The organism is Salmonella sp. 32082101201600294FB01SM01, assembly GCF_017572865.1.
Classification (GTDB): domain Bacteria; phylum Pseudomonadota; class Gammaproteobacteria; order Enterobacterales; family Enterobacteriaceae; genus Salmonella; species Salmonella enterica.
The window spans coordinates 254,097-276,337 of the sequence record NZ_JAGESB010000005.1 but is presented as its reverse complement, the minus strand read 5'-3'; the positions used below and the strand labels follow the sequence as shown (position 1 = coordinate 276,337).

Here is a 22,241-nt window from a genome sequence, read left to right as displayed (position 1 = left end):
ACTTATCTTCCCAACCACGGCTGTGGATTGACGGCCTGACCCTGGCGACGAATTTCGAAATAAAGCGAGGGTCTGCCCTGACCGCCGCTACTGCCCACAAGGGCGATAGGTTGTCCGGCGCGCACCTGCGCGCCTACGCTGACCAGCGCGCTCTGGTTATAGCCGTAAAGGCTCATATCGCCTTTACCATGCTCCACGACCACCACCAGGCCATAGCCTTGCAGCCAGTCCGCCAGAATCACCCTGCCGTCGGCGATGGCTTTGACCTCGGTGCCTTCCGACGCGCCGATCACCATCCCCTTCCAACGTAGCTCACCTTGCAGCCGTTCGCCATAGCGATGCAATATCGGGCCGCGTACCGGCCAGTATGCCTGACCGCGAGGCGCGCCCAGACCGCCGGTGCGGGACATTAGCGAACGCTCGCTTTCCGTCGGCTTATAGGTGCTGCCTTTACGCGAGGCTTCCTGCTGCTTATCGCGTACCGCCTGCGCTTCGCGGGCTTCACGCTCCGCTCGCGCTTTGGCCGCCGCTTCTGCCCGCGCGATACTGTTGCGTAGGCGTGATTCGTTGGCGCGTAGTTCGCTTAACTGTTGCTGGCCTTGCTGAATAGACGACTCCAGTCCGGCAAGCGTTTTCTTACGTTCATTACGCGCCTGCTCCAGCTTCGCCTGCTGGGCGCGCTGTTCATACAGCAACGTTTGTTGTTGGCTTTGCTTCTCTTCCAGCTCGGCTTTTTGCGTGGCGACCTGTTCGCGAGTCTGTTTCAGTTCGGCGATAGTCTCCTGGCGCGCCTGGTTCAGATAGCCGAAGTAGGCCTGCAGGCGTTGCCCACGCTGGCTTTCTTCTCCGCTAAGAATAAGCTGAATGCCGGTGTGTTCGCCCTGGCGGAAAGCGGCGTCCAACTGCGCGGCGAGATTACGCTCCTGGCTGGCTTTTTGCTGCTCCAGTTTGGCAATTGAGGCGTTCATCTCATCAATTTGCGCGTTTAACTGATCCAGAGTGCTTTGCGTTTCGCGCAGCTTACGCGCTGCGGCCGAGATGGCCTCTTCCTGGGCTTTCAGTTGTGCCAGGAGGCTGGCGCGCTGTTGCTGCTGCTGGCGTACGTCGCGTTCTTTCGCGGCGATATCGGCCTGAATAGATTTGAGTTGATCACGGTCATCCGCGTGGGCGGAAAAGGCGCACAACAATACGCCAGCGCTAAGTACGCTGGCGTAGAACAAAGGCCTGACTGAAAACGTTCTTGGTTTCACGGCCTGTTGAATGGTGTTAATCGCCTTTCCCCTCATGGGGAGGGATTATTCCACGATGAACAGCGGCTTACCAGTCATCTCTTGCGGGATTTCCATCCCCATCAGCGACAGCATGGTAGGCGCAATGTCTGAAAGTTTGCCGCCTTCAACCGCCTTCACGTTTTTCTCGCCGACATAAATCAGCGGCACCGGCAGGTTGGTGTGGGCGGTATGCGCCTGACCGGTCGCCGGATCGCGCATCTGCTCCGCGTTGCCGTGGTCCGCGGTAATCAACAGTTGTCCACCAACGGACTCAACCGCTTTTGTTACCTGGTCAATGCAGTTATCCAACGCTTCCACCGCTTTGATGGCGGCTTCCATCACGCCGGTATGACCGACCATATCGCCGTTTGGATAGTTACAAATGATGGTGTCGTACTTACCGCTTTCGATCGCCGCGACCAATTTTTCAGTCAATTCTGCAGAGCTCATTTCCGGTTGCAGGTCATAAGTGGCCACTTTCGGGGAGTTGATCAGAATGCGCTCTTCGCCAGCAAACGGTTCTTCTACGCCGCCGTTAAAGAAAAAGGTTACGTGCGCATATTTTTCCGTTTCGGAAATACGCAGCTGAGTTTTGTCGTTTTTCGCCATCCATTCGCCAAAGGTATTCGCCAGCGACGCTGGTGGGTAGGCAACGGCAGTTTTGATGTCGGCGGCGTATTCGGTCAGCATCACAAAGTTCAGATTAACCACTTTCTTACGCGCAAAGCCGTCGAAATCAGCGTTAACGAAAGCGCGGGTAATTTCGCGCGCGCGGTCAGCGCGGAAGTTCATGAAAATCAGCGTATCGCCGTCTTCCATCGCCGCATCAGCCTGGCCCTCGGCGCGGATAACGGTCGCTTTGACAAACTCATCGTTTTCATCACGAGCGTAAGCGGCCTGCAGGCCAGCCACAGCGGTATCCGCCTGGAATTCGCCCTGCGCCAGGGTCATCAGATCATACGCTTTTTCCACGCGATCCCAACGGTTGTCGCGGTCCATAGCGTAGTAACGACCGACGATAGACGCCACGCGGCCTTTGCCCAGCGCGGCGAATTTGTCTTCGAATTTTTTCAGCGAGGCTTCAGCGCTGCGCGGCGGCGTATCGCGACCGTCGAGGAAGGCGTGCAGATAGATTTTTTCTGCGCCGCGCTCTGCGGCCAGTTCTACCATCGCCATAATGTGATCTTCGTGGCTGTGGACGCCGCCCGCGGACAGCAGACCCATAATATGAACCGCTTTACCGGCGTTTTTCGCCTGGTCTACCGCATTGGTCAGGACTGAGTTAGCAAAGAAAGTACGTTCTTTAATTTCAACGTCCAGACGCGTCAGATCCTGATAAACGATGCGGCCTGCGCCCAGGTTAACGTGGCCCACTTCGGAGTTGCCCATCTGGCGGTCAGGCAGACCCACTTCCAGACCGGATGCGTCGATCAGGGTATGCGGACGTTTTGCCCACAGAGCATCCATCACCGGGGTTTTGGCGTTTAAGATAGCGTTATCCTGCTGTTCTTCACGGTAGCCGTAGCCATCCAGAATCACCAGTACCATAGGTTTTTTAGAAACCGACATTGCGACAACCTCATACTCAATAGACAAAATAATTGCGTAATTTTACTACAGCTGAATCGATAAAATAGCCTCAGAAGATCAAAGAAAGGGATCGCGCTGGTGTGAGAAGGCAAGCAATAGCGTGATTTTTTTTCGTAGCGCCCCGCAAAAATGCATTCCAGTGCACGCTCTGGCTGTATTTGCGCCACTGCGCAGGTATACTCCTTTCCTGGTTTTTTAATCACTACGTCGGGAGTTGTTACCCCCCATGCAAGAAATTATGCAATTTGTTGGCCGTCATCCCATACTGAGTATCGCCTGGATTGCGTTACTGGTGGCGGTTTTATTTACCACGTTCAAAGGTCTGACTTCAAAAGTTAAGGTGATTACACGCGGCGAAGCCACGCGCCTTATCAACAAAGAGGACGCCGTTGTTGTGGATTTACGTCAACGTGACGATTTCCGTAAAGGCCATATCGCTGGCGCGACCAATTTGCTGCCGAGCGAAATCAAAGCCAACAATGTTGGCGAACTGGAAAAGCACAAAGACAAGCCGATTATCGTGGTCGACGGTTCTGGTATGCAGTGCCAGGAATCCGCTAACGCGCTGACAAAAGCCGGCTTTGAAAAGGTCTTTGTGTTGAAAGAAGGCGTAGCAGGCTGGAGCGGCGAGAATCTGCCTCTGGTGCGCGGTAAGTGATTACCCGTCGTTTTCATGACGCAAGGGGAATGACTTGCCCTTGCGTCGACATGAAATCCATCGGGTAAAAAACAGGAGCGAAGTCATGGCCAATATTGAAATCTACACCAAAGCAACCTGTCCGTTTTGCCATCGTGCAAAGGCGCTGTTAAACAGCAAGGGCGTGAGTTTCCAGGAAATTGCGATTGACGGCGACGCCGTGAAGCGTGAAGAGATGATCAAACGTAGTGGCCGAACGACGGTTCCGCAAATTTTTATTGATGCACAGCACATTGGCGGTTGTGACGACTTGTATGCGCTGGATGCGCGTGGTGGACTGGATCCGCTGTTGCGTTAAGGCGTACTCAAGTATTTAAGGACAACACTAAAGGGTTTTACACATGTCAGAACAAAATAACACTGAAATGGCTTTCCAGATCCAACGTATCTATACCAAGGATGTTTCTTTCGAAGCGCCAAACGCACCGCATGTTTTCCAGAAAGATTGGCAGCCAGAGGTTAAACTGGATCTTGATACGGCATCTTCCCAACTGGCGGATGACGTTTATGAAGTTGTGCTGCGTGTTACCGTAACGGCTTCCCTGGGGGAAGAAACCGCGTTCCTGTGCGAAGTTCAGCAGGCCGGTATTTTCTCTATCAGCGGTATTGAAGGTACTCAGATGGCGCATTGCCTGGGCGCATACTGCCCGAACATTCTGTTCCCGTATGCTCGCGAGTGCATCACCAGCCTGGTTTCACGCGGTACGTTCCCGCAACTGAACCTTGCGCCGGTCAATTTTGATGCGCTGTTCATGAACTATTTGCAGCAGCAGGCTGGCGAAGGTACTGAAGAACATCAGGATGCCTGATGAACCAAAGTAATGCGTCAATGACAGTCATCGGTGCCGGCTCGTACGGCACCGCTCTTGCCATCACTCTGGCGAGAAACGGCCACCAGGTTGTCCTGTGGGGCCACGACCCAAAACATATCGCGACCCTGGAGCACGATCGCTGCAACGTCGCGTTCCTTCCCGATGTGCCTTTTCCCGATACGTTACACCTGGAAAGCGACTTAGCAACCGCGCTGGCGGCCAGTCGTAACATTCTGGTGGTGGTGCCAAGCCATGTTTTCAGCGACGTGCTGCGGCAGATTAAACCGCTGATGCGTCCGGATGCGCGTCTGGTATGGGCGACCAAAGGCCTGGAAGCGGAAACGGGGCGCCTGTTGCAGGATGTCGCTCGCGAGGCGTTAGGCGATCAAATCCCGCTGGCGGTGATTTCCGGTCCGACGTTCGCTAAAGAGCTGGCGGCGGGTTTGCCGACGGCAATCTCGCTGGCCTCAACCGATGAGACCTTTGCCGACGATCTCCAGCAACTGTTGCACTGCGGAAAAAGTTTTCGCGTCTATATCAATTCGGATTTTATCGGCGTGCAGCTTGGCGGCGCGGTGAAAAACGTGATTGCGATTGGCGCGGGGATGTCTGACGGCATCGGCTTCGGCGCGAACGCCCGCACGGCGCTAATCACGCGTGGACTGACCGAAATGTCGCGGCTTGGCGCAGCGCTTGGCGCCGATCCCGCCACCTTTATGGGGATGGCGGGCTTAGGCGATCTGGTGCTGACCTGTACCGACAACCAGTCGCGCAACCGTCGTTTTGGCATGATGCTTGGCCAGGGCATGGACGTTAAAGGCGCGCAGGATAAGATTGGCCAGGTGGTCGAAGGCTATCGCAATACGAAAGAAGTTCGTGAATTGGCGCACCGTTTTGGTGTTGAAATGCCAATAACCGAGGAAATTTATCAAGTATTGTATTGCGGAAAAAACGCGCGCGAGGCAGCATTAACGTTATTAGGTCGCGCCCGCAAGGAAGAGCTGAGTCGCCACTAGCCGTAAGGAACTGTTTGCATAAACGACCCAACCCGCACAGAACGGGTTGGTCGTTTTCTGCCCGTCTGGAGTAAGCCATGCCGTGTGAAGAACTGGAAATCGTCTGGAAGAATATTAAAGCTGAAGCCCGCGCTTTAGCTGACTGTGAGCCTATGTTGGCCAGTTTTTATCACGCCACGCTACTCAAGCATGAAAATCTGGGCAGTGCGCTGAGCTATATGCTGGCAAATAAACTGGCTTCGCCCATCATGCCCGCTATCGCTATCCGTGAAGTAGTTGAAGAAGCCTATGCCGCCGACCCGGAAATGATCGCGTCGGCAGCCTGCGATATTCAGGCCGTGCGCACTCGCGATCCGGCGGTGGATAAATACTCCACACCGCTGTTATATCTGAAAGGCTTTCATGCGCTACAGGCCTACCGCATTGGTCACTGGTTGTGGAATAAAGGTCGCCGCGCGCTGGCTATCTTCCTGCAAAATCAGGTTTCGGTCTCGTTTCAGGTGGATATTCACCCGGCAGCGAAAATTGGCCGCGGGATTATGCTCGACCATGCCACCGGTATTGTGGTGGGGGAGACGGCGGTTATTGAAGATGATGTGTCGATTCTGCAATCCGTCACCCTGGGCGGTACCGGGAAAACGAGCGGCGATCGCCATCCTAAAATCCGCGAAGGCGTGATGATTGGCGCGGGCGCGAAAATTCTTGGCAATATCGAGGTGGGGCGCGGCGCGAAAATTGGCGCAGGTTCCGTTGTTTTACAGCCTGTCCCGCCGCACACTACCGCCGCAGGCGTTCCGGCGCGTATTGTCGGCAAGCCGGGCAGCGATAAGCCGTCGATGGATATGGACCAGCATTTCAACGGGCTACACCATACGTTTGAGTATGGCGACGGCATCTGATTTCGAGCTATCTTACTTGCCATATTGAACCTGGGCTATGCTCGTCATCCTCTCGTATTGCGTGTACGCTCAGGTAGACAAGCGCAGTCCGTGTCCAATCTGGCTGCGCCGATAACGCTCGAAACGAATATTATCAATATTAATGTAGGCCGGATAAGGCGTCAGCCGCCATCCGGCACAAATCAACTGCGCAATACCGCGCCGGGGTATCCTAACTGGCGCCACGCTTCATACACCACCACCGACACCGCATTCGACAGGTTCATGCTACGGCTATCCGGCATCATCGGAATGCGAATCTTCTGCTCTTTAGGCAACGCATCGAGAATGCTGGCGGGCAGGCCGCGCGTTTCCGGGCCAAACATCAAATAATCGCCATCCTGATAGCTTACGGCGCTATGGGCGGGCGTCCCCTTTGTCGTCAACGCAAACAGGCGCTGCGGATTTTCAGCGGCGACAAAGGCGGCATAATCGTGATGGCGCTGAACCGCGGCGAATTCGTGATAGTCCAGCCCTGCGCGGCGTAAGCGCTTATCATCCCAGGTAAACCCCATCGGTTCGATGATGTGCAGACGAAAGCCGGTATTGGCGCAAAGACGAATGATGTTGCCGGTATTCGGCGGGATTTCTGGTTCGAAGAGTACGATGTTAAGCATGATGCCCCCTTAAATGCGGGGGGCAGAATAGCAGAAATTTACCGGGCTCTCACGCGCCAGGCGTTCAGGCGGCATCGCCTTTGCTCATTGGCGCCAGCGCGGCGGGCAAACTTCTCCCCAGTTCCTGCACCAGTGAATCGCCACTGATTTCGCTAATGGATTTCGCGCCAGTCAGGGTCATGGCGACTTTCATCTCTTTCTCGATCAGGTCCAGCAGGTTGGCGACACCCGCTTTTCCTGCCGTCGCCAGCGCGTAGAGATAGGCCCGACCCAGCAGTACGGTATCGGCCCCCAACGCAATCATACGCACGACATCCAGCCCGTTACGAATCCCGCTATCCGCCAGAATGGCGATATCGCCTTTCACCGCATCGGCAATGGCGGGCAGGGCGCGGGCGGAAGAGAGCACGCCATCGAGCTGGCGGCCGCCGTGATTCGACACCACAATACCGTCAGCGCCGAAACGTACCGCATCGCGGGCATCTTCTGGATCGAGGATCCCTTTGATCACCATTGGGCCGTCCCAGAATTCGCGTATCCACTCCAGATCTTTCCAGGAGATGGACGGATCGAAGTTATTTGCCAGCCAGCCGATATAGTCCTCAAGGCCGGTCGGTTTACCCAGATAGGCGGAAATATTGCCTAAATCATGCGGGCGACCGTTCAGGCCGACATCCCACGCCCATTTAGGGTGCATCACCGCCTGCCAGTAACGGCGCATGGCCGCGTTTGGGCCGCTCATCCCGGAGTGGGCGTCACGGTAGCGCGCGCCCGGCGTCGGCATATCCACGGTAAAGACCAGCGTGGAGCAGCCCGCCGCTTTTGCTCGTTCAAGCGCGTTGCGCATAAAACCACGATCGCGTAATACGTAGAGCTGAAACCACATGGGGCGTTTAAGCGTGGGGGCGACTTCTTCAATCGGACAGACGGAGACGGTGGAAAGGGTGAACGGAATGCCCTTTGCGTCTGCGGCGGCGGCGGCCTGTACTTCGCCGCGACGGGCGTACATGCCGCACAGGCCTACCGGCGCTAATGCCACCGGCATCGACAACGTTTCGTTAAACAGGGTCGTTTCCAGGCTTAAATCGGACATATTTTTCAGCACGCGCTGGCGCAGAGCGACTTGCGACAGGTCTTCCACATTTCGGCGCAGGGTATATTCCGCATACGCGCCGCCGTCGATGTAGTGGAAGAGGAAAGGAGGCAACGTGCGCTGAGCTGCGGCGCGATAATCGCTGGCTGCTGAAATAATCATGATTTATTCTCCCTGGTCATCTCATTATGGTCGCCGGGCAGGCGGGTAATACGCGCCTGGCGGGCCTGGTCTTCATCAAATCGTTTAATCGTAGTGTGGACAAAACTGAGGTGCGCCATCATCGCTTTACGCGCGCCGTCGGCGTTACCGTCCAGAATGGCGTCCATCACTGCCTGGTGTTGTTCCGTCAGCTTTGAGAATACGGGCGGAACGAGATACATACGCTGGCGACTCTGTTTGACGGAGGATTGCAGGACATCGAAGAACCCGCGCATGGTTTGCAACAGCACCACATTGTGCGAGGCTTCCGCGATTGCCAGATGAAAGCGCACGTCGGCCTGGGAGGCGAGATCCGGGTCTTCGCTGAGCGTCGCATCAAAGCAGAGTCTGATTTTCTCTTTGTCGGCAGCGGTGGCACGCATGGCGGCGTGCCAGGCCGTACTGGCTTCAATGGCGTGGCGGGCTTCCAGAATGTCGAAACTGTAGTCCGGATCGTCCGCCAGCAGGGTTTTCAGCGGCTGAACGATATTCTGTTCAGACCAGGTTTCGTGTTGCCAGCGGACAAATGTCCCGCCGCCGCGACGACTCACCAGCACGCCTTCACTGACCAGCTTCGCCAGCGCTTCGCGTAAAGAGTTGCGTGATACGCCAAGCTGTAGAGCCAACTGGCGCTCGGCGGGCAATTTCATGCCCGCTTCCAGGTTTTGTTCTTCAATCAGCGCCCGCACGCGAGAGGCAATCTCGTCAGACAGGCGTTTTGGCATCACAATCACGGAATCATCCAGGTTAAAACATAGGCCTGAAGCGTAGTGATCACGCCCACCATACAGGTGAAGATCAGGCTGTGTTTGACGGTAAAACGGAACAGATCGGACTCTTTCCCTACCAGTCCCACCGCCGCGCAGGCGATGGCGATAGACTGCGGCGAGATCATCTTCCCGGTTACGCCTCCAGTGGTATTCGCCGCCACCATCAGCACATCAGAGACGCCGATTTGCTGCGCCGCGGTAGCCTGTAGAGAGGCAAACAGCGCGTTAGATGAGGTATCCGAGCCGGTCAGGAATACCCCCAGCCAGCCGAGGAACGGCGAGAAGAACGTGAAGGCGCTGCCGGTGTGCGCCAGCGCTAACGCCAGCGTGGAGGAAAGCCCGGAATAGTTCGAGATAAACGCGAACGCCAGCACCATGCCGATGGAGTAAATCGGCAACGCCAGCTCTTTCAGCGTGTTGCCAAAGGTCTGGATTGCGGCTGAGGGTTTCATTTTCAGCCAGACGATAGACAACAGCGCGGCAAACAGGATCGCCGTGCCGGTGGCGGAGAACCAGTCAAATTTATACACCGCCGCGTAAGCGGTCGCTTCGTGTACGACCGGCGGCATACGGGCGACCAGTTTATCGAGATACGGTACCGGAACGTTAATTACCCAGTCATACAGGGCGCCGCCGGGGGCAAACAGCGCTTTGAACGGCGGTATGCTCCAGAGAGTGACCGTGGCGGTCAGGAACAGGAACGGCGACCAGGCGCGAACAATTTGTCCTGTCGTATAGCGGGTACGGGCCAGCGTCTGATCGACCTGCGACGCGCCCATATCGCCGAAGCGGAAGATGCGTACCGGCTGCCAACGTTTGAGGAACAGCGTCAGACACACCAGAGACACCAGAGAAGAGATAATATCCGGCAGTTCCGGCCCGATAAAGTTGGAGCTGAGATACTGGGCGATAGCAAATGAACCGCCAGAGACCATCACCGCAGGCCAGGTTTCTTTCACGCCGCGCCAGCCGTCCATAATCGCCATAATCCAGAACAGCACGATAATGGTCAGGAATGGCAACTGGCGGCCTACCATCTGACCGATTTCAAAGCTGTCCAGGCCCGTGACCTGTCCGGCAACCAGAATCGGAATACCCATCGCGCCAAAGGCGACCGGCGCGGTATTTACAATCAGACACAGCCCTGCCGCATACAGCGGATTAAAGCCCAGACCCACCAGCAGCGCGGCGGTTATCGCCACCGGCGCGCCGAAACCCGCCGCGCCTTCAAGGAACGCGCCGAAGCAGAAGCCGACAATCAGCATTTGCAGACGTTGATCGGGGGTAATCGACAGAATTGACGAGCGGATAATGTCAAACTGCCCGGTCTTTACCGAGATTTTATAGACGAAGACCGCGGCGATGATTATCCAGGCAATCGGCCATAGCCCGTAGAAGAAGCCATACACGACTGATGCCAGCGCGTGATCGACCGGCATTTTATAGAACAGCAGCGCGACGGCGAGCGCGATAACCACCGTCCACGAAGCGGCAACGTAGCCTTTCAGCTTGAGTTTAATCAGGGCGAAAAAGAAGAACAGGATTGGGAGCGATGCGATCAGGCTGGAAAGCCAGATATTACCCGCCGGGTCATAGTTTTGTTGCCAGAGGTTCATTGCAGGTCTCCTGAGAACCACACGCATAATGGGATGAATCTTTGCTCATCTCGTTGGGGGTCACATTATGTGTAAAAGTGGTCCTGCCAATATTGTTGTGTATGGATAATGACAACAAATGGTTAACCAGATGTTATTTATTGGCAACGGTATTGTAGTGGTAATTTAATGAAATGTGAACATGTGGCCGGATTTAGCGGGAATTGGTAGGGCCAATTAAGGGGTGAGGACAACAAAGGGAAGTGAAAAGGCAATGGCATAATGCCATTGCCTTTGATGTCGGGAGTATTGTTACTCCATTACCACTGGAAGCCAGCGCCAATAGCTGCAGAGTAATCGCCCTGGCTGTTACTGGTTCCTTGCAATTTATACACCCAGCCCCCGCTTTCACTTACCATGGAGATACCAATGGCGACGGCACTTTCACCATTAAATGTACCGCCAGCAATCGAGGTCATGTTGGCACCTGGGGCGTAGGCTTGTGGCAGACCGGCCATGGCCATCGCTGAGGCGATACCGCCGCTCATCTTGTTTTCTACCCCTTTGATTTTGCTGTTCATTTCACCCATTTTCTGGTCGGTATAGGTGTTTGCTTCTTCGACGCTGCGTTTCAATTGCGCATAGTTAACCGCATCCGTATCGTTCACCGCCGCTGAAACATTGCCGATCCGAGTGGTACCGCCACTCCCGTCTCCCAGGTTGAGCACGCTATAGTTAACCGAACCATCTGCATTGGTTTCATAACGCACGGAGCCTGCTTCTGAAGCTTTAAGTTGCGCCACATTAACCGCGTCAGTGTTGTTCACCCCTGCGGCAACGTTGGTAATACGGCGTTGTTGGGTAGAAGAGCCGACAGACACAGTATTAGCTTCATCTGCGACTGAATTTGTGCCCAACGCTACGCTGTTTTCAGCGGCAGCAATAGAGCCAGATCCAATCGCGACGCTGTCCGCACCCTGGGCATTTGCATCTACGCCATCAGTGTTGGTCTTGAAGTACTTGGTGCTACCGGTAGTGACGATATCGCCAATGCCGTTTTCAATATTGGTGACGCGAGTATCAAGACTACTCACCTGCGTGTTCAGGTTATTAATGCTTTCGGTATTTGCGGCAACACGGCTGTCGGTGACTTTCAATTGACTAACGTTTACGGCATCGGTGTCTGCCGAACCCGCTGCGACGTTAGTGATCTGACGTTGACCGTCTTCACTGCCGACAGAGAACTCACCGACAGAGTTCTGCGGTGTGTCCATGTTGTAGGCGGTGTAGTCAGTCTGTGCGCCGCGAGTGGTCTGAGAACCATTACCCATTGCAATACTATTTGCATGGTTGGCGCGTGCGTTAGAACCGATAGCAATACCGTTGATGGCATCAGCCATCACCAGTGTATTCAGACCAATACCAATACCTGCATCAGCATTGACGATGGTTTTCGCACCCATTGCCAGTGAGTCAGTCCCGACAGCCAGTGAATCTTCTTCCGTTGAGTTTGCGTGGTAGTACTTGGTCGGTGTAGTGGCGACCGCACCAATGGCATTTTGTAACTGACGAACTGTTACCGCATCTTGCGCTTCAGAGCCGTCCGCAACGTTGGTAATTTGACGATAGCTTACTCCATCCGTCCCCAATGACAACGCGCCCAGCAACTCTCTGTCTGTTGTATTGTAGCCAATGACGACGCCATCGCTTGTTACGCTCGTTGCTCGTATACCTGATGAAATAGCGCGGTTAGAGGTGGAGCCACTGCCCAAAGCGATGCTGCCCTCAATGCTGCTGCTGCTGTTCTCTCCAAGCGCCAGACTCGAAGCACCGGATGCGACGGCGTTGTAACCCACTGCCGTTGCGCCGTTACCCGTCGCGTATGCATCCTGGCCTTCAAGCCCGTTATCATTCGTACGGATGTATTTCACGCCGGTACCATTTTCCGTGATATAGGTTTCGCTGGTATCGCCGGCTAGTTGGCTAATAGATTCATTATACTGAGAAATCAGCATGTTAGTTTCATAAAGCTGAGAGCCATTAACAGCGTCAGTACTGTCACTGGCGATTTCACCTGCTGCCACATTGGTTATCTTATTGGTACCGCTGGTACCGTGGCTGGCGCTGAACGCACCCTCTTCGTCATCCCAGCTCAGTGCATCGGTACCAAGATTGGTGATGGACGTATTGATATCCGCGATAGCAGAGGTGTTTTGATCTACCTTCTGGTTGGTTTCATACAACTGTGAGCCGTTTACCGCGTCTGTACTGTCCTCAGAAAGCGCCCCGGCGGCGACATTGGTTATTTTACTGATGCTTCCACCGTGGTTTGCGCTGAAAGCGCCGATGTCTTCGTCCCATAACAGAGCGTTATCAGTGAGGCCGGTAATGGACGTATTAATGTCGGAGACAGAAGTATTCAGGTTCTCAATCGCGGTGCTGTTCTGAGTGATGTTGGTGGTATTGGCGGCGATATCGGTCGTGTTCTGATCCACTTTTTCATTGGTTTCGAACAGCTGCGATCCGTTAACGGCGTCGGTACTTCCTTCAGACAGCTCCCCGGCGGCAACGTTGGTGATTTTGTTTGTTGTACTACTTCCGTGGCTGGCAGAGAACGAACTCGTTGTCTCATTCCAGCTCAGGTTGTCAGAGCTAAGGTTAGTGATGGACGTATTAATATCTGCGATAGCAGAGGTGTTTTGATCCACCTTCTGGTTGGTTTCATACAACTGGGAGCCGTTCACCGCGTCTGTACTGTCTTCAGAAAGGTCCCCGGCGGCGACATTAATGATTTTGCTGGCGTTTCCGTTGCGGTTAGCGTTGAATGCGCCAGAGGCTGCATCCCACAACAGGGCATCGTCAGTGAGCGTGGTAACTGAGTTGCTCAGGTTGTTGATACTGGTGGTGTTGGTGGCGATATCAGTGGTGTTCTGGTTAATGCTGTCGGTATTGGCAGTGATATCCGTGGTGTTCTGAGACACATTTTCGTTGGTGGCAAACAGCTGGGAGCCGTTAACGGCGTCGGTGCTGTCTGCGGCCAGGGTGCCTGCCGCCAGATTGGTGATCTTGCTGTCGCTTCCGTTGTGCTTAGCGCTGAATGCGCTTGCGCTGCCATCCCACAACAGGGCATCGTCGGTGAGCGTGGTAACGGAGTTGCTCAGGCTGTTGATATTGGTGGTGTTGGTGGCAATATCAGTGGTGTTCTGGTTAATGCTGTCAGTATTGGCAGCGATATCCGTGGTGTTCTGAGACACATTTTCATTGGTGGCAAACAGCTGGGAGCCGTTAACGGCGTCGGTGCTGTCCGCGGCCAGGGTACCTGCCGCCAGATTGGTGATTTTGCTGTCGCTTCCGCTGTGGTTGGCGCTGAATGCGCTTGCGCTGCCATCCCACAACAGGGCATCGTCGGTGAGCGTGGTAACGGAGTTGCTCAGGCTGTTGATATTGGTGGTGTTGGTGGCGATATCAGTGGTGTTCTGATTGATGCTGGCCGTATTGGCGGCGATATCGGTTGTGTTCTGGTTAATGCTGTCGGTATTGGTAGTGATATCAGCGGTGTTCTGATCCACTTTCTCATTTGTATCAAACAACTGGGAGCCGTTAACCGCATCAGTGCTGTCTGCGGCCAGGGTACCTGCCGCCAGATTGGTAATCTTGCTGTCGCTTCCGCTGTGGTTAGCGCTGAATGCGCTTGTGCTGCTATCCCACAGTAACGCGTCATCGGCTAATCCTGCGACAGAGGCATCTGTATTCGTGATAGAAGAGTTAAGTGCGCTTAACGCACTGCCTACGTTATTGTAGATGCCTGTGCCCACCTTGTAGAGGGGCGCATTCACTGTACCATCAGAATTAACGGAAGCCCCTCCGCCTAGTCGATCGGCGACGGATTGGCTTAAAGAATAAATTTGCGCGCCTGTAACGGCATCGGTACTGTTGGCATTGATGTCGCCTTTAGCAACGTAGGTGATCTGTCTCTGAGTGGTGCTGTTACCCACGGCGACCGAATTGTCTTCCAGAGCGGTAGAGCCTGTGCCAAGGGCAACTGAGTTGGTGCCTATCGCTTGTGCGCCATTACCAAATGCAGCGCTGTCGTCGCCGCTCGCAGTGGTTTGATAACCTAATGCAACGGCAGTTGATCCGCTCGCGGTAGCTTTATAACCCAGTGCTACGGAGTTTTCTCCGCTGGCAGTGGAGAGAACTCCCATTGCCATAGCAAAATTTCCAGCAGCGGATGATGAGGCTCCCATTGCAATGGCGCGGTTTCCGGCGGAGGCTGCTTTTACCCCCAGAGCCAAAGAGGAATCGCCAGATGAATCACTGTAAGATCCAATGGCGGTACTCCATTTCCCCATCGCGGAGGCTTTATAACCCATTGCGGCGCTTGCGCCATCAACGTTGGTGTAAGTATTGGCTGTGGCATCGGTACCAATTGCAATCCACCCTGTTCCCCCAGTCTGGGTACCCGTTGGAGTAACGCCGGCGCCAGTATCGTTCCCTGCTTTGGCCAGCGCATCCGCTGAGATCATAATACTGCTAAGACCGATGAGTGCGGAAACCGCCAGCTTTCTGCGGCCGCTTTTTTTGCCGCGGCTTTTTGCTGTTTCGCTGGTGACAATAAATGTTCCCGTAGCGGCATTCCAGAGGACTTTAAATATTCTGTTCATGGATAAGTGCTTTCCTTTTCTAAAATAGTTGTATCAATGGCTATTATTTTTTTGGCTTCTTTTTCGTATCATTAATAGGTTGTATGCTGTCGAATATGACATTCTCCATGTTAATACCTATTTTTAGATACTTAAGATTATTGGGCGATACGCCTTTTAATGTTAGCGTGACGTTTGTCCATGTTCCCGGTAAAAGTTCGATTGTCGAATCCATTTTCGTGTTAAGCAGGAGTTGTTTCCAGCGAGGCAGATCTTTTGCCTCGGAAGGTTTTTTCGTACCCCATGTCATATTAAACGCAAGGTTTGATACGGGAATGCTGAGTAAGTTAACTAAATCAAGATGAATAACACTTCCATCATCTATTGGCTCAATAGATAGAATACGCCCGGCTAATCCGATATTGCCGTTGTTAATAATAAAATAGCGCGTTTGTGATGGATCCAGTTCTGTGTAGTCGAATAGCCGTTGTTTGCGTTCAACGCGGCCAACGACTTCGGCGACCTTTTGAGTTGTGTTGATAACTGTAGTTTGTTGTTTTTCTAGCAAATTTATCTTTGCTTCTTGTTCTTTTTGTTGTTTTTCTAACAGATTTATCTTCGTTTCTTGTTCTTTTTGTTGTTTTTTCAGTTCTTCAACAAGGTGTTTATCTGCAAAGTAATCACAACCAGATAAAAAGAATGTGAATCCCAACGCAAGCAGGGGGATAAATTTTCCATTTTTGTGCATATAAAATATCCTTGTTAATAATTTATATAATATAAATAGTTAACCTGTTATTTATACAGCTAACTCATCATTTGCGAACATTGCCAATAGCCATTAATATATGGTTATAATTAAAACATTCATTGTTTCTATAGGAATGTGCAAATACCCGACGTTGTTTATCAATTACTCATAGCAATACTTTATAAAAATATAATTATAATGTTTATGTATGAGCATTTTTTTTCATGGATGATAATGTTATTTAATTTTTCGGGTCAATCATATTCTGCGGGATATGAGAAAAGGGGATGAAAAAATTCATTGCATAAATACAAATAGGCATGATAGTGGAATTTTTCATCCCGAAAAAGCGGGGATTACCGTTAAAAATGAACTTGTATATAAGCGGTGTAAATACGTCTGGATAAAAATTCGGAATATAGCCCGATGCTCTCAAGACATCCTCCGTACACGGGTGTCCTGAGAGCCTGGGATGCGGAAGGTTTAGAACTCGCTCTTCGCGAACCCTGTCATCTCTTTGAGCCCCATTTCCCGGCCCAGCGCCGTCATCGGGTGCACCACGATCAGGCCGCGTACGCTTTTTTTGAGTTTGCCCATATCGGCCTGCTCTTTTTTAGTGATCGCGCGGCGAAACGGCAGGTTCATCAGCTTCTGCGCTTCTTTACTCAGTTTCTGGCTGTGTACTTCGCGCAGACGGATAATTTCTGCTTCCAGCGTCTCTTTTTCTTTTTCCAGCTCCGCGTATTTATCGGCGGATTCAACCAGAGAGAGACCTGCCTGCTGGTGGCGAATAGCGTCAAGACGATCGCTCAGGCGTTTAATTTCGTTTTTTTCAACTTCTTTCATGGGATTGCTTCTGATAGAAATGGGATAGATACCCTATAGTATGCGCGCAGTGAGTGATTCTTCACAACTCATGACGTAAAGATAATCAATTATGGCAAGTATTACACCGCTAATTATTTAGTTATCTCTTTGAGAATAAAATCTTTTTTTCGAAAGAAAAGATGAAGCGCCTTTTTTGCCGGCAAGAAAAGCGATTAAGCACATTTTCCTCAATGACAACGCTAAATTGATCCTAAACTCAAATAAGCGACCGCGGGAGTCAGACGCGGGTCACACATGGAGGATCTATCATGGCAAAAATAGGTGAGAACGTACCACTTCTTATTGATAAAGCCGTCGATTTTATGGCGTCCAGCCAGGCGTTCCGTGAATACCTGAATAAAACGCCGCCGCGTGATTATGTTCCTTCCGAGGTGCCGTCGGAGAGCGCGCCCATTTATTTGCAGCGTCTGGAATATTACCGGCGGCTGTACCGACCAAAAGAAGAAGAAAGAGGTTAACGGCGGGATTTACTTTTGAAAGGCCTTTTTTAAGCTGATTTTAGAAATCAGCTCGGTCAGGGAGAGAACCATCGTCGAACGCACCGCCTGCTGGTAGCGCTGAATTTGCATGGCGTAGAGCGCCGCGTCGGACGTATCAAAATGCGGCGGCGGCGGCAGCGCCATGACGCAGTGTAGTTCGCCAAACGGCCCGAGGATTTCATCGTCGGTAAAGGCGTACTCATTGCCGTCGTGATTCAGCTCTTCGCGCAGCGCCATTAACAGCTCCGCATCTTCATATTCGGTGCGGCTGAGTACGCCCAGGCCATAGATAAGTTTCAGACGTACCGAAAGATCGCCCAGCGGTCCGTCGCCGTCCAGCAACGGTTCCACAGCGTATTTCACCGCATAGTCGTCTTTGCGAAACACCTGGAGCACCAGAATATTCACCGCCTCGGTCAATAACTCGACGGCAGTAATCAGGAAGCTCCGTACGGTTTTGCCAGCATTCAGACGCTCAAGCACACGATTTTCAAAGGCCTGGGTTTGTTCCATTATTGCCTGCATATCTGACAATCTGTTATTTGGGCGCAGGCTAACCTGCGCCGGGTTCTGCGTCATTTGGTCGCGTTATAAGCGTTAACCGCCTCCGCCACCACATCGCTATTGGCATCCAGCCCGGAAATTTGCGCCAGAGCGGCCTGCGGGCCTTTTTCGTCAATCAGCGCGGCCAGTTCCTGTGCCTGCGGATCTTCTTCACTACGGAAATGCATCGCCGCCGCGATCCCTTTGACCAGATTCACATGCGGCAGACCATATTCCAGGGTGCCAAGCAGCGGTTTGATCAGACGGTCGCCCGCGCTGAGTTTGCGTAGCGGCTGACGTCCAACGCGCTCAACATCATCTTTCAGATACGGGTTTTCAAAACGACCGAGGATTTTCTGAATGTATGCCGCATGTTTGTCGGCGTCAAAACCGTAGCGTTTGATCAGCACCGCGCCGCTTTCTTCCATCGCGCCTTTCACCACCGAGCGAATACTCTCATCGAGAATGGCGTCGCGAATGGTTTGATGACCGGCTAATTTGCCGAGGTACGCGGTTATAGCATGACCTGTGTTCAGCGTGAAGAGTTTACGTTCGACAAATGCCATCAGGTTATCCGTTAACTCCATCCCCGGAATGGTCGGCAACGCGCCTTTAAACTGGGTTTTATCGACGATCCACTCGCTGAAGGTTTCTACCGTCACTTCCAGCGGGTCATGGGTGGCGGAAGCAGATGGCGGCACAATACGGTCAACGGCGGAATCCACAAAACCGACGTGCTGTTCAACCCAGGCTTTATCGCCACCCGCCAGCGCGTTCATTACATGGCCTTTGAGCTGTGTGGTGCCGCGCACCATGTTTTCACAGGCGATGATATTCAGCGGGGCATCCACGCCCTGCGCCTTACGTTTTACCAGCCCTTTAGCGATGGCCGGAGCGATACGCTCAAGCACAACCGGACCCACGGCAGTAGTGATTAAATCAACGTGGGCAATCAGGTCGACAACATCATCGCCGATGCTGCTGACAGCGTTGACGCCGGAAACGGTATCCACCTGCTCATTTTCACCCACAACATGAACCTGATAGCTATGACGGGCATTCAGGGCATCGAGTACGACCTGGTTTACATCCGCAAACGTCAGTTGTATCCCCGCGTCAGCCAGCAGTTTGCCGATAAAGCCACGACCGATATTACCTGCGCCAAAATGTAATGCTTTCATAGTATTAACCTTCATTAATGTTTTTACCCGAGAGGGCTGGGGTGAGGGACTGCATAGATTTCCCCTCAACCTAACCCTCTCCACAAGGGAGAGGATTTTGTAGGCCCGGTAAGCGTGAGCGCCACCGGGCAATAACGCTTACTTACGACCTGCCAGCAGTTCCAGCACTTCATCCACGCTGGTGGTGTGCGCCAGACGTTCGATCACGGATTCATCATCCAGCGCGTTGGTCAGACTAGTGATGACCTGGATGTGCTCATTGTTACGTGCGGCGATACCAATGACCAGACGGGCAATATCGTCTTCTTCTTCACCGAAGCGTACGCCTTCCGGATACTGGCAGAACACCACGCCGGTTTTCAGCACGCGGTCTTTCGCTTCTACCGTGCCGTGCGGTACTGCGATGGATTCACCGAGGTAAGTCTGCGTCAGCTTTTCGCGGTCCAGCATCGCCTCGACGTATTCCGGCTCAACATAGCCGCCTTTCACCAGTTGTTCACCGGCAAAGCGAATCGCCTCTTCTTTGTTAGCGGCTTTACGGCCCAGGAAGATATTCTCCGCGCCCAGCTTGAACAGGTTGTTATCACCCTCCTCAAAGCTGTCTTTCAGATGGTCGCGTACTTTCTCTTCATTAGTATTGTGGCGCTGTGCGGCAACCAGACGTTCGGTCAGGCTGGTGTACAGGCCGCTATCCAGGAAGTTGGTCAGCGAAATATGCTGCGCCTGCGGTACCTGACGCATCGCGCGCTCGGTAAGGTCACGGTGAGTAATGACCAGATCCACATCCGGCGGCAGATTGTTAATGGCGCTGTTGGTGACGGAGATCTGGCTCAGGCCCGCATCCTGTACTTTCTTACGCAGTACCCCTGCGCCCATCGCGCTGGAACCCATACCGGCATCGCAAGCCACGATGATTTTACGCACATGGCTCAGGTCGTTGGTCACGTCGCCAGCCGCCAGCGGAGAGGCGCCTTTAGATTCCGCTTTCATGTCCTGCATACGACGGGTGGCCGCTTCAATGTCATCTTCTTCTTTCACTTTGCTGGTTTTCAGCAGAATTGCAGAAACCACGAAGGAGACCGCCATTGCCGCCACGATGGCAGCGATGTTAGCGAAGTAAGCGCCTTTTGGCGTCATCGCCAGTACCGCCAGAATCGAGCCAGGAGAAGCCGGAGAAACCAGACCGCCGTTCAGGATGGTCAGGGTGAATACGCCGGTCATACCGCCGAGAATCACCGCCAGAATCAGGCGTGGGTTCATCAGCACGTACGGGAAGTAGATCTCATGGATACCGCCCAGGAAGTGGATAATTGCCGCGCCGCCCGCAGACTGTTTAGCGCTGCCACGACCGAAGAACATGTACGCCAGCAGGACGCCCATCCCCGGACCCGGGTTAGCTTCAATCAGGAAGAAGATGGATTTACCCATCTCATGGGACTGCTGGATACCCAGCGGTGAGAAGATGCCGTGGTTAATCGCGTTATTGAGGAACAGGATTTTCGCCGGTTCAACAAAAATGGACGCCAGCGGCAGCATATCGTGCGCCACCATGAAGTTAACGCCCGCCGCCAGAATTTTGGACAGGACTTCAACCGCCGGACCAATACCGAGGAACGCCAGGATGGCGAGGATCATACCGATGATGCCAGCGGAGAAATTGTTCACCAACATCTCAAAACCGGATTTGATCTTACCGTCTACCCAACTGTCGAATTTCTTAATGCAGTAGCCGCCTAATGGACCGGCGATCATCGAGCCGAGGAACATCGGCATATCCGCGCCGACAATAACGCCCATGGTAGTGATAGCGCCCACTACGCCGCCGCGTTCGCCGCCAACCAGACGACCGCCGGTATAACCGATGAGCAGCGGCAGCAGGTAGGTGATCATCGGACCAACCAGTTTCGCCAGCGTTTCGTTAGGCAACCACCCTGTTGGAATAAATAATGCGGTGATAATACCCCACGCGATAAACGCGCCGATATTAGGCATCACCATATTGCTGAGGAATCGACCAAAGCTTTGCACTTTGATCTTAATATCGGATGACATAAAAACACCCCTTCTTATGTTGCTGTCGCGCAGGCTGAAAGCCCGAGGTTTGTTAATGTAGCGGCAGAGGTAGCCGGACCCTGTAGTGTAGATACTGCGCAATCTGGCACTGAATCGTTCAACTGTCCAGACAGGGACAATTTATGTGATTTGTGTCACATAAATATAGGGGGTAGAGAGGTAATTGATGTGATATTGATCACAAAGTGGCTGTGTAAAAAAACAACGAATCTAATTTTTAGCTCTTAAAAGGCAATTTTATGTGAGATATTTCACATTTTTATTTTGGTGATTTGTTGAATTTTTGTGATCTTCTTCACAAGAAATTTTAAGCCCGGGTAACGTCAATACGATCCGGCAAACATTTTGTCGCGAGCCTTCTCACGTTATGTCATTCAGCAACCTCTTTTTGCGTCTCTTTTCGTCTTATTTGAGCCATACTATGATTTTTACTGGTTGGCAAAAAGGACACGGCATGAAACTCATCGGTAGCTACACCAGCCCTTTTGTGCGCAAAATCTCTATTCTGCTGCTCGAAAAGGGCATTACCTTCGAATTTATTAATGAATTACCCTACGAGGCGGATAACGGCGTGGCGCAATACAACCCTCTGGGTAAGGTGCCAGCGCTGGTGACGGAGAAAGGGGAGTACTGGTTCGATTCGCCGATCATCGCGGAATATATTGAGCTGTTGGATATCGCGCCAGCGATGCTCCCGCGTGACCCGATGGCAGCGCTTAAAGTTCGCCAGCTCGAAGCGTTGGCTGACGGTATTATGGATGCAGCGTTGGTGTCTGTACGCGAACAGGCGCGCCCGGCGGCGCAACAATCGGAAACGGAACTGCTGCGCCAGCGGGAAAAAATCAACCGCAGCCTGGATATGCTCGAAAGTTATCTGAGCGACGGGACGCTAAAAACGGATACGGTCAATCTGGCGACTATCGCGATTGCCTGTGCGGTAGGCTATCTCAACTTCCGCCGGGTTGCGCCCGGCTGGTGTGTTAGCCGCCCCCACCTGGTCAAACTGGTCGAAACGCTTTTTCAACGCGAAAGCTTTGCCCGCACCGAAGCGCCAAAGGCTTGACGCGCATTATGTCCGCCTGA

General features: G+C 53.0%; 19 protein-coding genes. 7 read left to right on the top strand and 12 right to left on the bottom strand.

What is annotated here, in order from left to right; all coding sequences use genetic code 11:
* Nucleotides 1–2: 2 nt before the first annotated feature.
* Nucleotides 3–1,262 carry a murein hydrolase activator EnvC gene (gene envC / locus J4645_RS19500; RefSeq protein ID WP_058814511.1) on the bottom strand — a complete coding sequence of 420 codons (1,260 nt, stop codon included), beginning with the start codon at nt 1,260–1,262 and terminating at the stop codon, nt 3–5.
* 33 nt (nt 1,263–1,295) lie between these two features.
* Nucleotides 1,296–2,840 carry a 2,3-bisphosphoglycerate-independent phosphoglycerate mutase gene (gpmM, locus tag J4645_RS19495; RefSeq protein WP_000116588.1) on the bottom strand — a complete coding sequence of 515 codons (1,545 nt, stop codon included), beginning with the start codon at nt 2,838–2,840 and terminating at the stop codon, nt 1,296–1,298.
* Nucleotides 2,841–3,087: 247 nt separating this feature from the next.
* Between gpmM and J4645_RS19490 the strand changes: the two genes are divergently transcribed.
* The 5 genes from J4645_RS19490 (at nt 3,088) to cysE (ending at nt 6,285) form a co-directional block, all read left to right on the top strand.
* Nucleotides 3,088–3,519, top strand: coding sequence for a rhodanese-like domain-containing protein (locus tag J4645_RS19490; protein WP_001156179.1), 432 nt, complete (start codon nt 3,088–3,090; stop codon nt 3,517–3,519).
* 85 nt (nt 3,520–3,604) lie between these two features.
* A complete protein-coding gene (gene grxC / locus J4645_RS19485) occupies nt 3,605–3,856 on the top strand; it encodes a glutaredoxin 3 (RefSeq protein ID WP_001273795.1) in 252 nt (83 codons plus the stop codon).
* Between the two features lie 43 nt (nt 3,857–3,899).
* Nucleotides 3,900–4,367 carry a protein-export chaperone SecB gene (gene secB / locus J4645_RS19480; RefSeq protein WP_000003370.1) on the top strand — a complete coding sequence of 156 codons (468 nt, stop codon included), beginning with the start codon at nt 3,900–3,902 and terminating at the stop codon, nt 4,365–4,367.
* Complete coding sequence (gene gpsA / locus J4645_RS19475) at nt 4,367–5,386, top strand: NAD(P)H-dependent glycerol-3-phosphate dehydrogenase (RefSeq protein ID WP_001076597.1); 1,020 nt, start codon at nt 4,367–4,369, stop codon at nt 5,384–5,386. Before secB ends, gpsA begins: the two co-directional genes overlap by 1 nt.
* A gap of 77 nt (nt 5,387–5,463) precedes the next feature.
* Complete coding sequence (gene cysE / locus J4645_RS19470) at nt 5,464–6,285, top strand: serine O-acetyltransferase (protein WP_001112114.1); 822 nt, start codon at nt 5,464–5,466, stop codon at nt 6,283–6,285.
* A gap of 182 nt (nt 6,286–6,467) precedes the next feature.
* Here cysE and trmL read toward each other — a convergent pair whose 3' ends face one another.
* From trmL to J4645_RS19435, 7 genes are all read right to left on the bottom strand, one after another.
* Nucleotides 6,468–6,941: a tRNA (uridine(34)/cytosine(34)/5-carboxymethylaminomethyluridine(34)-2'-O)-methyltransferase TrmL gene (trmL, locus tag J4645_RS19465; RefSeq protein WP_000932335.1), complete on the bottom strand. Its 474-nt coding sequence runs from the start codon at nt 6,939–6,941 to the stop codon at nt 6,468–6,470.
* A gap of 64 nt (nt 6,942–7,005) precedes the next feature.
* Nucleotides 7,006–8,196 (bottom strand): FMN-dependent L-lactate dehydrogenase LldD, encoded by a 1,191-nt coding sequence (gene lldD, locus J4645_RS19460; protein ID WP_000587001.1) that lies wholly within the window; start codon nt 8,194–8,196, stop codon nt 7,006–7,008.
* On the bottom strand, nt 8,193–8,969 hold the full coding sequence (gene lldR / locus J4645_RS19455; protein WP_001608790.1) for a transcriptional regulator LldR: 777 nt from the start codon (nt 8,967–8,969) through the stop codon (nt 8,193–8,195). The genes lldD and lldR overlap by 4 nt, the downstream gene beginning before the upstream one ends.
* Nucleotides 8,966–10,621, bottom strand: coding sequence for an L-lactate permease (lldP, locus tag J4645_RS19450; protein ID WP_023214564.1), 1,656 nt, complete (start codon nt 10,619–10,621; stop codon nt 8,966–8,968). Before lldP ends, lldR begins: the two co-directional genes overlap by 4 nt.
* Before the next feature lie 299 nt (nt 10,622–10,920).
* Complete coding sequence (sadA, locus tag J4645_RS19445; protein ID WP_023215462.1) at nt 10,921–15,264, bottom strand: trimeric autotransporter adhesin SadA; 4,344 nt, start codon at nt 15,262–15,264, stop codon at nt 10,921–10,923.
* Nucleotides 15,265–15,307: 43 nt separating this feature from the next.
* On the bottom strand, nt 15,308–15,991 hold the full coding sequence (locus J4645_RS19440; RefSeq protein ID WP_000549448.1) for a DUF3251 domain-containing protein: 684 nt from the start codon (nt 15,989–15,991) through the stop codon (nt 15,308–15,310).
* Between the two features lie 486 nt (nt 15,992–16,477).
* Nucleotides 16,478–16,840, bottom strand: coding sequence for a YibL family ribosome-associated protein (locus tag J4645_RS19435; RefSeq protein ID WP_000665687.1), 363 nt, complete (start codon nt 16,838–16,840; stop codon nt 16,478–16,480).
* Nucleotides 16,841–17,130: 290 nt separating this feature from the next.
* Here J4645_RS19435 and J4645_RS19430 point away from each other — a divergent pair, with 290 nt between their 5' ends.
* On the top strand, nt 17,131–17,340 hold the full coding sequence (locus J4645_RS19430; RefSeq protein ID WP_001062558.1) for a hypothetical protein: 210 nt from the start codon (nt 17,131–17,133) through the stop codon (nt 17,338–17,340).
* Between the two features lie 9 nt (nt 17,341–17,349).
* Here the strand turns inward: J4645_RS19430 and mtlR are convergent, their stop codons facing one another.
* The 3 genes from mtlR to mtlA all read right to left on the bottom strand — a co-directional run bounded on the left by mtlR (nt 17,350) and on the right by mtlA (nt 21,137).
* Nucleotides 17,350–17,940: a mannitol operon repressor MtlR gene (gene mtlR, locus J4645_RS19425; RefSeq protein WP_000193201.1), complete on the bottom strand. Its 591-nt coding sequence runs from the start codon at nt 17,938–17,940 to the stop codon at nt 17,350–17,352.
* A complete protein-coding gene (gene mtlD, locus J4645_RS19420) occupies nt 17,937–19,085 on the bottom strand; it encodes a mannitol-1-phosphate 5-dehydrogenase (protein WP_023215199.1) in 1,149 nt (382 codons plus the stop codon). Before mtlD ends, mtlR begins: the two co-directional genes overlap by 4 nt.
* A 138-nt stretch (nt 19,086–19,223) precedes the next feature.
* The gene (gene mtlA, locus J4645_RS19415) at nt 19,224–21,137 is read right to left on the bottom strand and encodes a PTS mannitol transporter subunit IICBA (RefSeq protein WP_208209007.1); all 1,914 of its coding nucleotides are present in this window, start codon (nt 21,135–21,137) and stop codon (nt 19,224–19,226) included.
* 475 nt (nt 21,138–21,612) lie between these two features.
* On the opposite strand from mtlA, the gene J4645_RS19410 reads away from it, so the two are divergent.
* Nucleotides 21,613–22,221, top strand: a complete 609-nt coding sequence (locus J4645_RS19410; RefSeq protein WP_000766675.1) for a glutathione S-transferase — start codon at nt 21,613–21,615, stop codon at nt 22,219–22,221.
* Nucleotides 22,222–22,241 lie beyond the last annotated feature (20 nt).

What these genes read in the sequence shown, in the direction of transcription:
- lldD (WP_000587001.1), bottom strand. Translation starts at nt 8,196, where the DNA reads ATGATTATTTCAGCAGCCAGCGATTATCGCGCCGCAGCTCAGCGCACG.
- grxC (WP_001273795.1), top strand. Translation starts at nt 3,605, where the DNA reads ATGGCCAATATTGAAATCTACACCAAAGCAACCTGTCCGTTTTGCCAT.
- gpsA (WP_001076597.1), top strand. Translation starts at nt 4,367, where the DNA reads ATGAACCAAAGTAATGCGTCAATGACAGTCATCGGTGCCGGCTCGTAC.
- J4645_RS19440 (WP_000549448.1), bottom strand. Translation starts at nt 15,991, where the DNA reads ATGCACAAAAATGGAAAATTTATCCCCCTGCTTGCGTTGGGATTCACA.
- secB (WP_000003370.1), top strand. Translation starts at nt 3,900, where the DNA reads ATGTCAGAACAAAATAACACTGAAATGGCTTTCCAGATCCAACGTATC.
- J4645_RS19435 (WP_000665687.1), bottom strand. Translation starts at nt 16,840, where the DNA reads ATGAAAGAAGTTGAAAAAAACGAAATTAAACGCCTGAGCGATCGTCTT.
- lldP (WP_023214564.1), bottom strand. Translation starts at nt 10,621, where the DNA reads ATGAACCTCTGGCAACAAAACTATGACCCGGCGGGTAATATCTGGCTT.
- mtlA (WP_208209007.1), bottom strand. Translation starts at nt 21,137, where the DNA reads ATGTCATCCGATATTAAGATCAAAGTGCAAAGCTTTGGTCGATTCCTC.
- trmL (WP_000932335.1), bottom strand. Translation starts at nt 6,941, where the DNA reads ATGCTTAACATCGTACTCTTCGAACCAGAAATCCCGCCGAATACCGGC.
- mtlR (WP_000193201.1), bottom strand. Translation starts at nt 17,940, where the DNA reads ATGACGCAGAACCCGGCGCAGGTTAGCCTGCGCCCAAATAACAGATTG.
- cysE (WP_001112114.1), top strand. Translation starts at nt 5,464, where the DNA reads ATGCCGTGTGAAGAACTGGAAATCGTCTGGAAGAATATTAAAGCTGAA.
- mtlD (WP_023215199.1), bottom strand. Translation starts at nt 19,085, where the DNA reads ATGAAAGCATTACATTTTGGCGCAGGTAATATCGGTCGTGGCTTTATC.
- J4645_RS19490 (WP_001156179.1), top strand. Translation starts at nt 3,088, where the DNA reads ATGCAAGAAATTATGCAATTTGTTGGCCGTCATCCCATACTGAGTATC.
- J4645_RS19430 (WP_001062558.1), top strand. Translation starts at nt 17,131, where the DNA reads ATGGCAAAAATAGGTGAGAACGTACCACTTCTTATTGATAAAGCCGTC.
- J4645_RS19410 (WP_000766675.1), top strand. Translation starts at nt 21,613, where the DNA reads ATGAAACTCATCGGTAGCTACACCAGCCCTTTTGTGCGCAAAATCTCT.
- gpmM (WP_000116588.1), bottom strand. Translation starts at nt 2,840, where the DNA reads ATGTCGGTTTCTAAAAAACCTATGGTACTGGTGATTCTGGATGGCTAC.
- sadA (WP_023215462.1), bottom strand. Translation starts at nt 15,264, where the DNA reads ATGAACAGAATATTTAAAGTCCTCTGGAATGCCGCTACGGGAACATTT.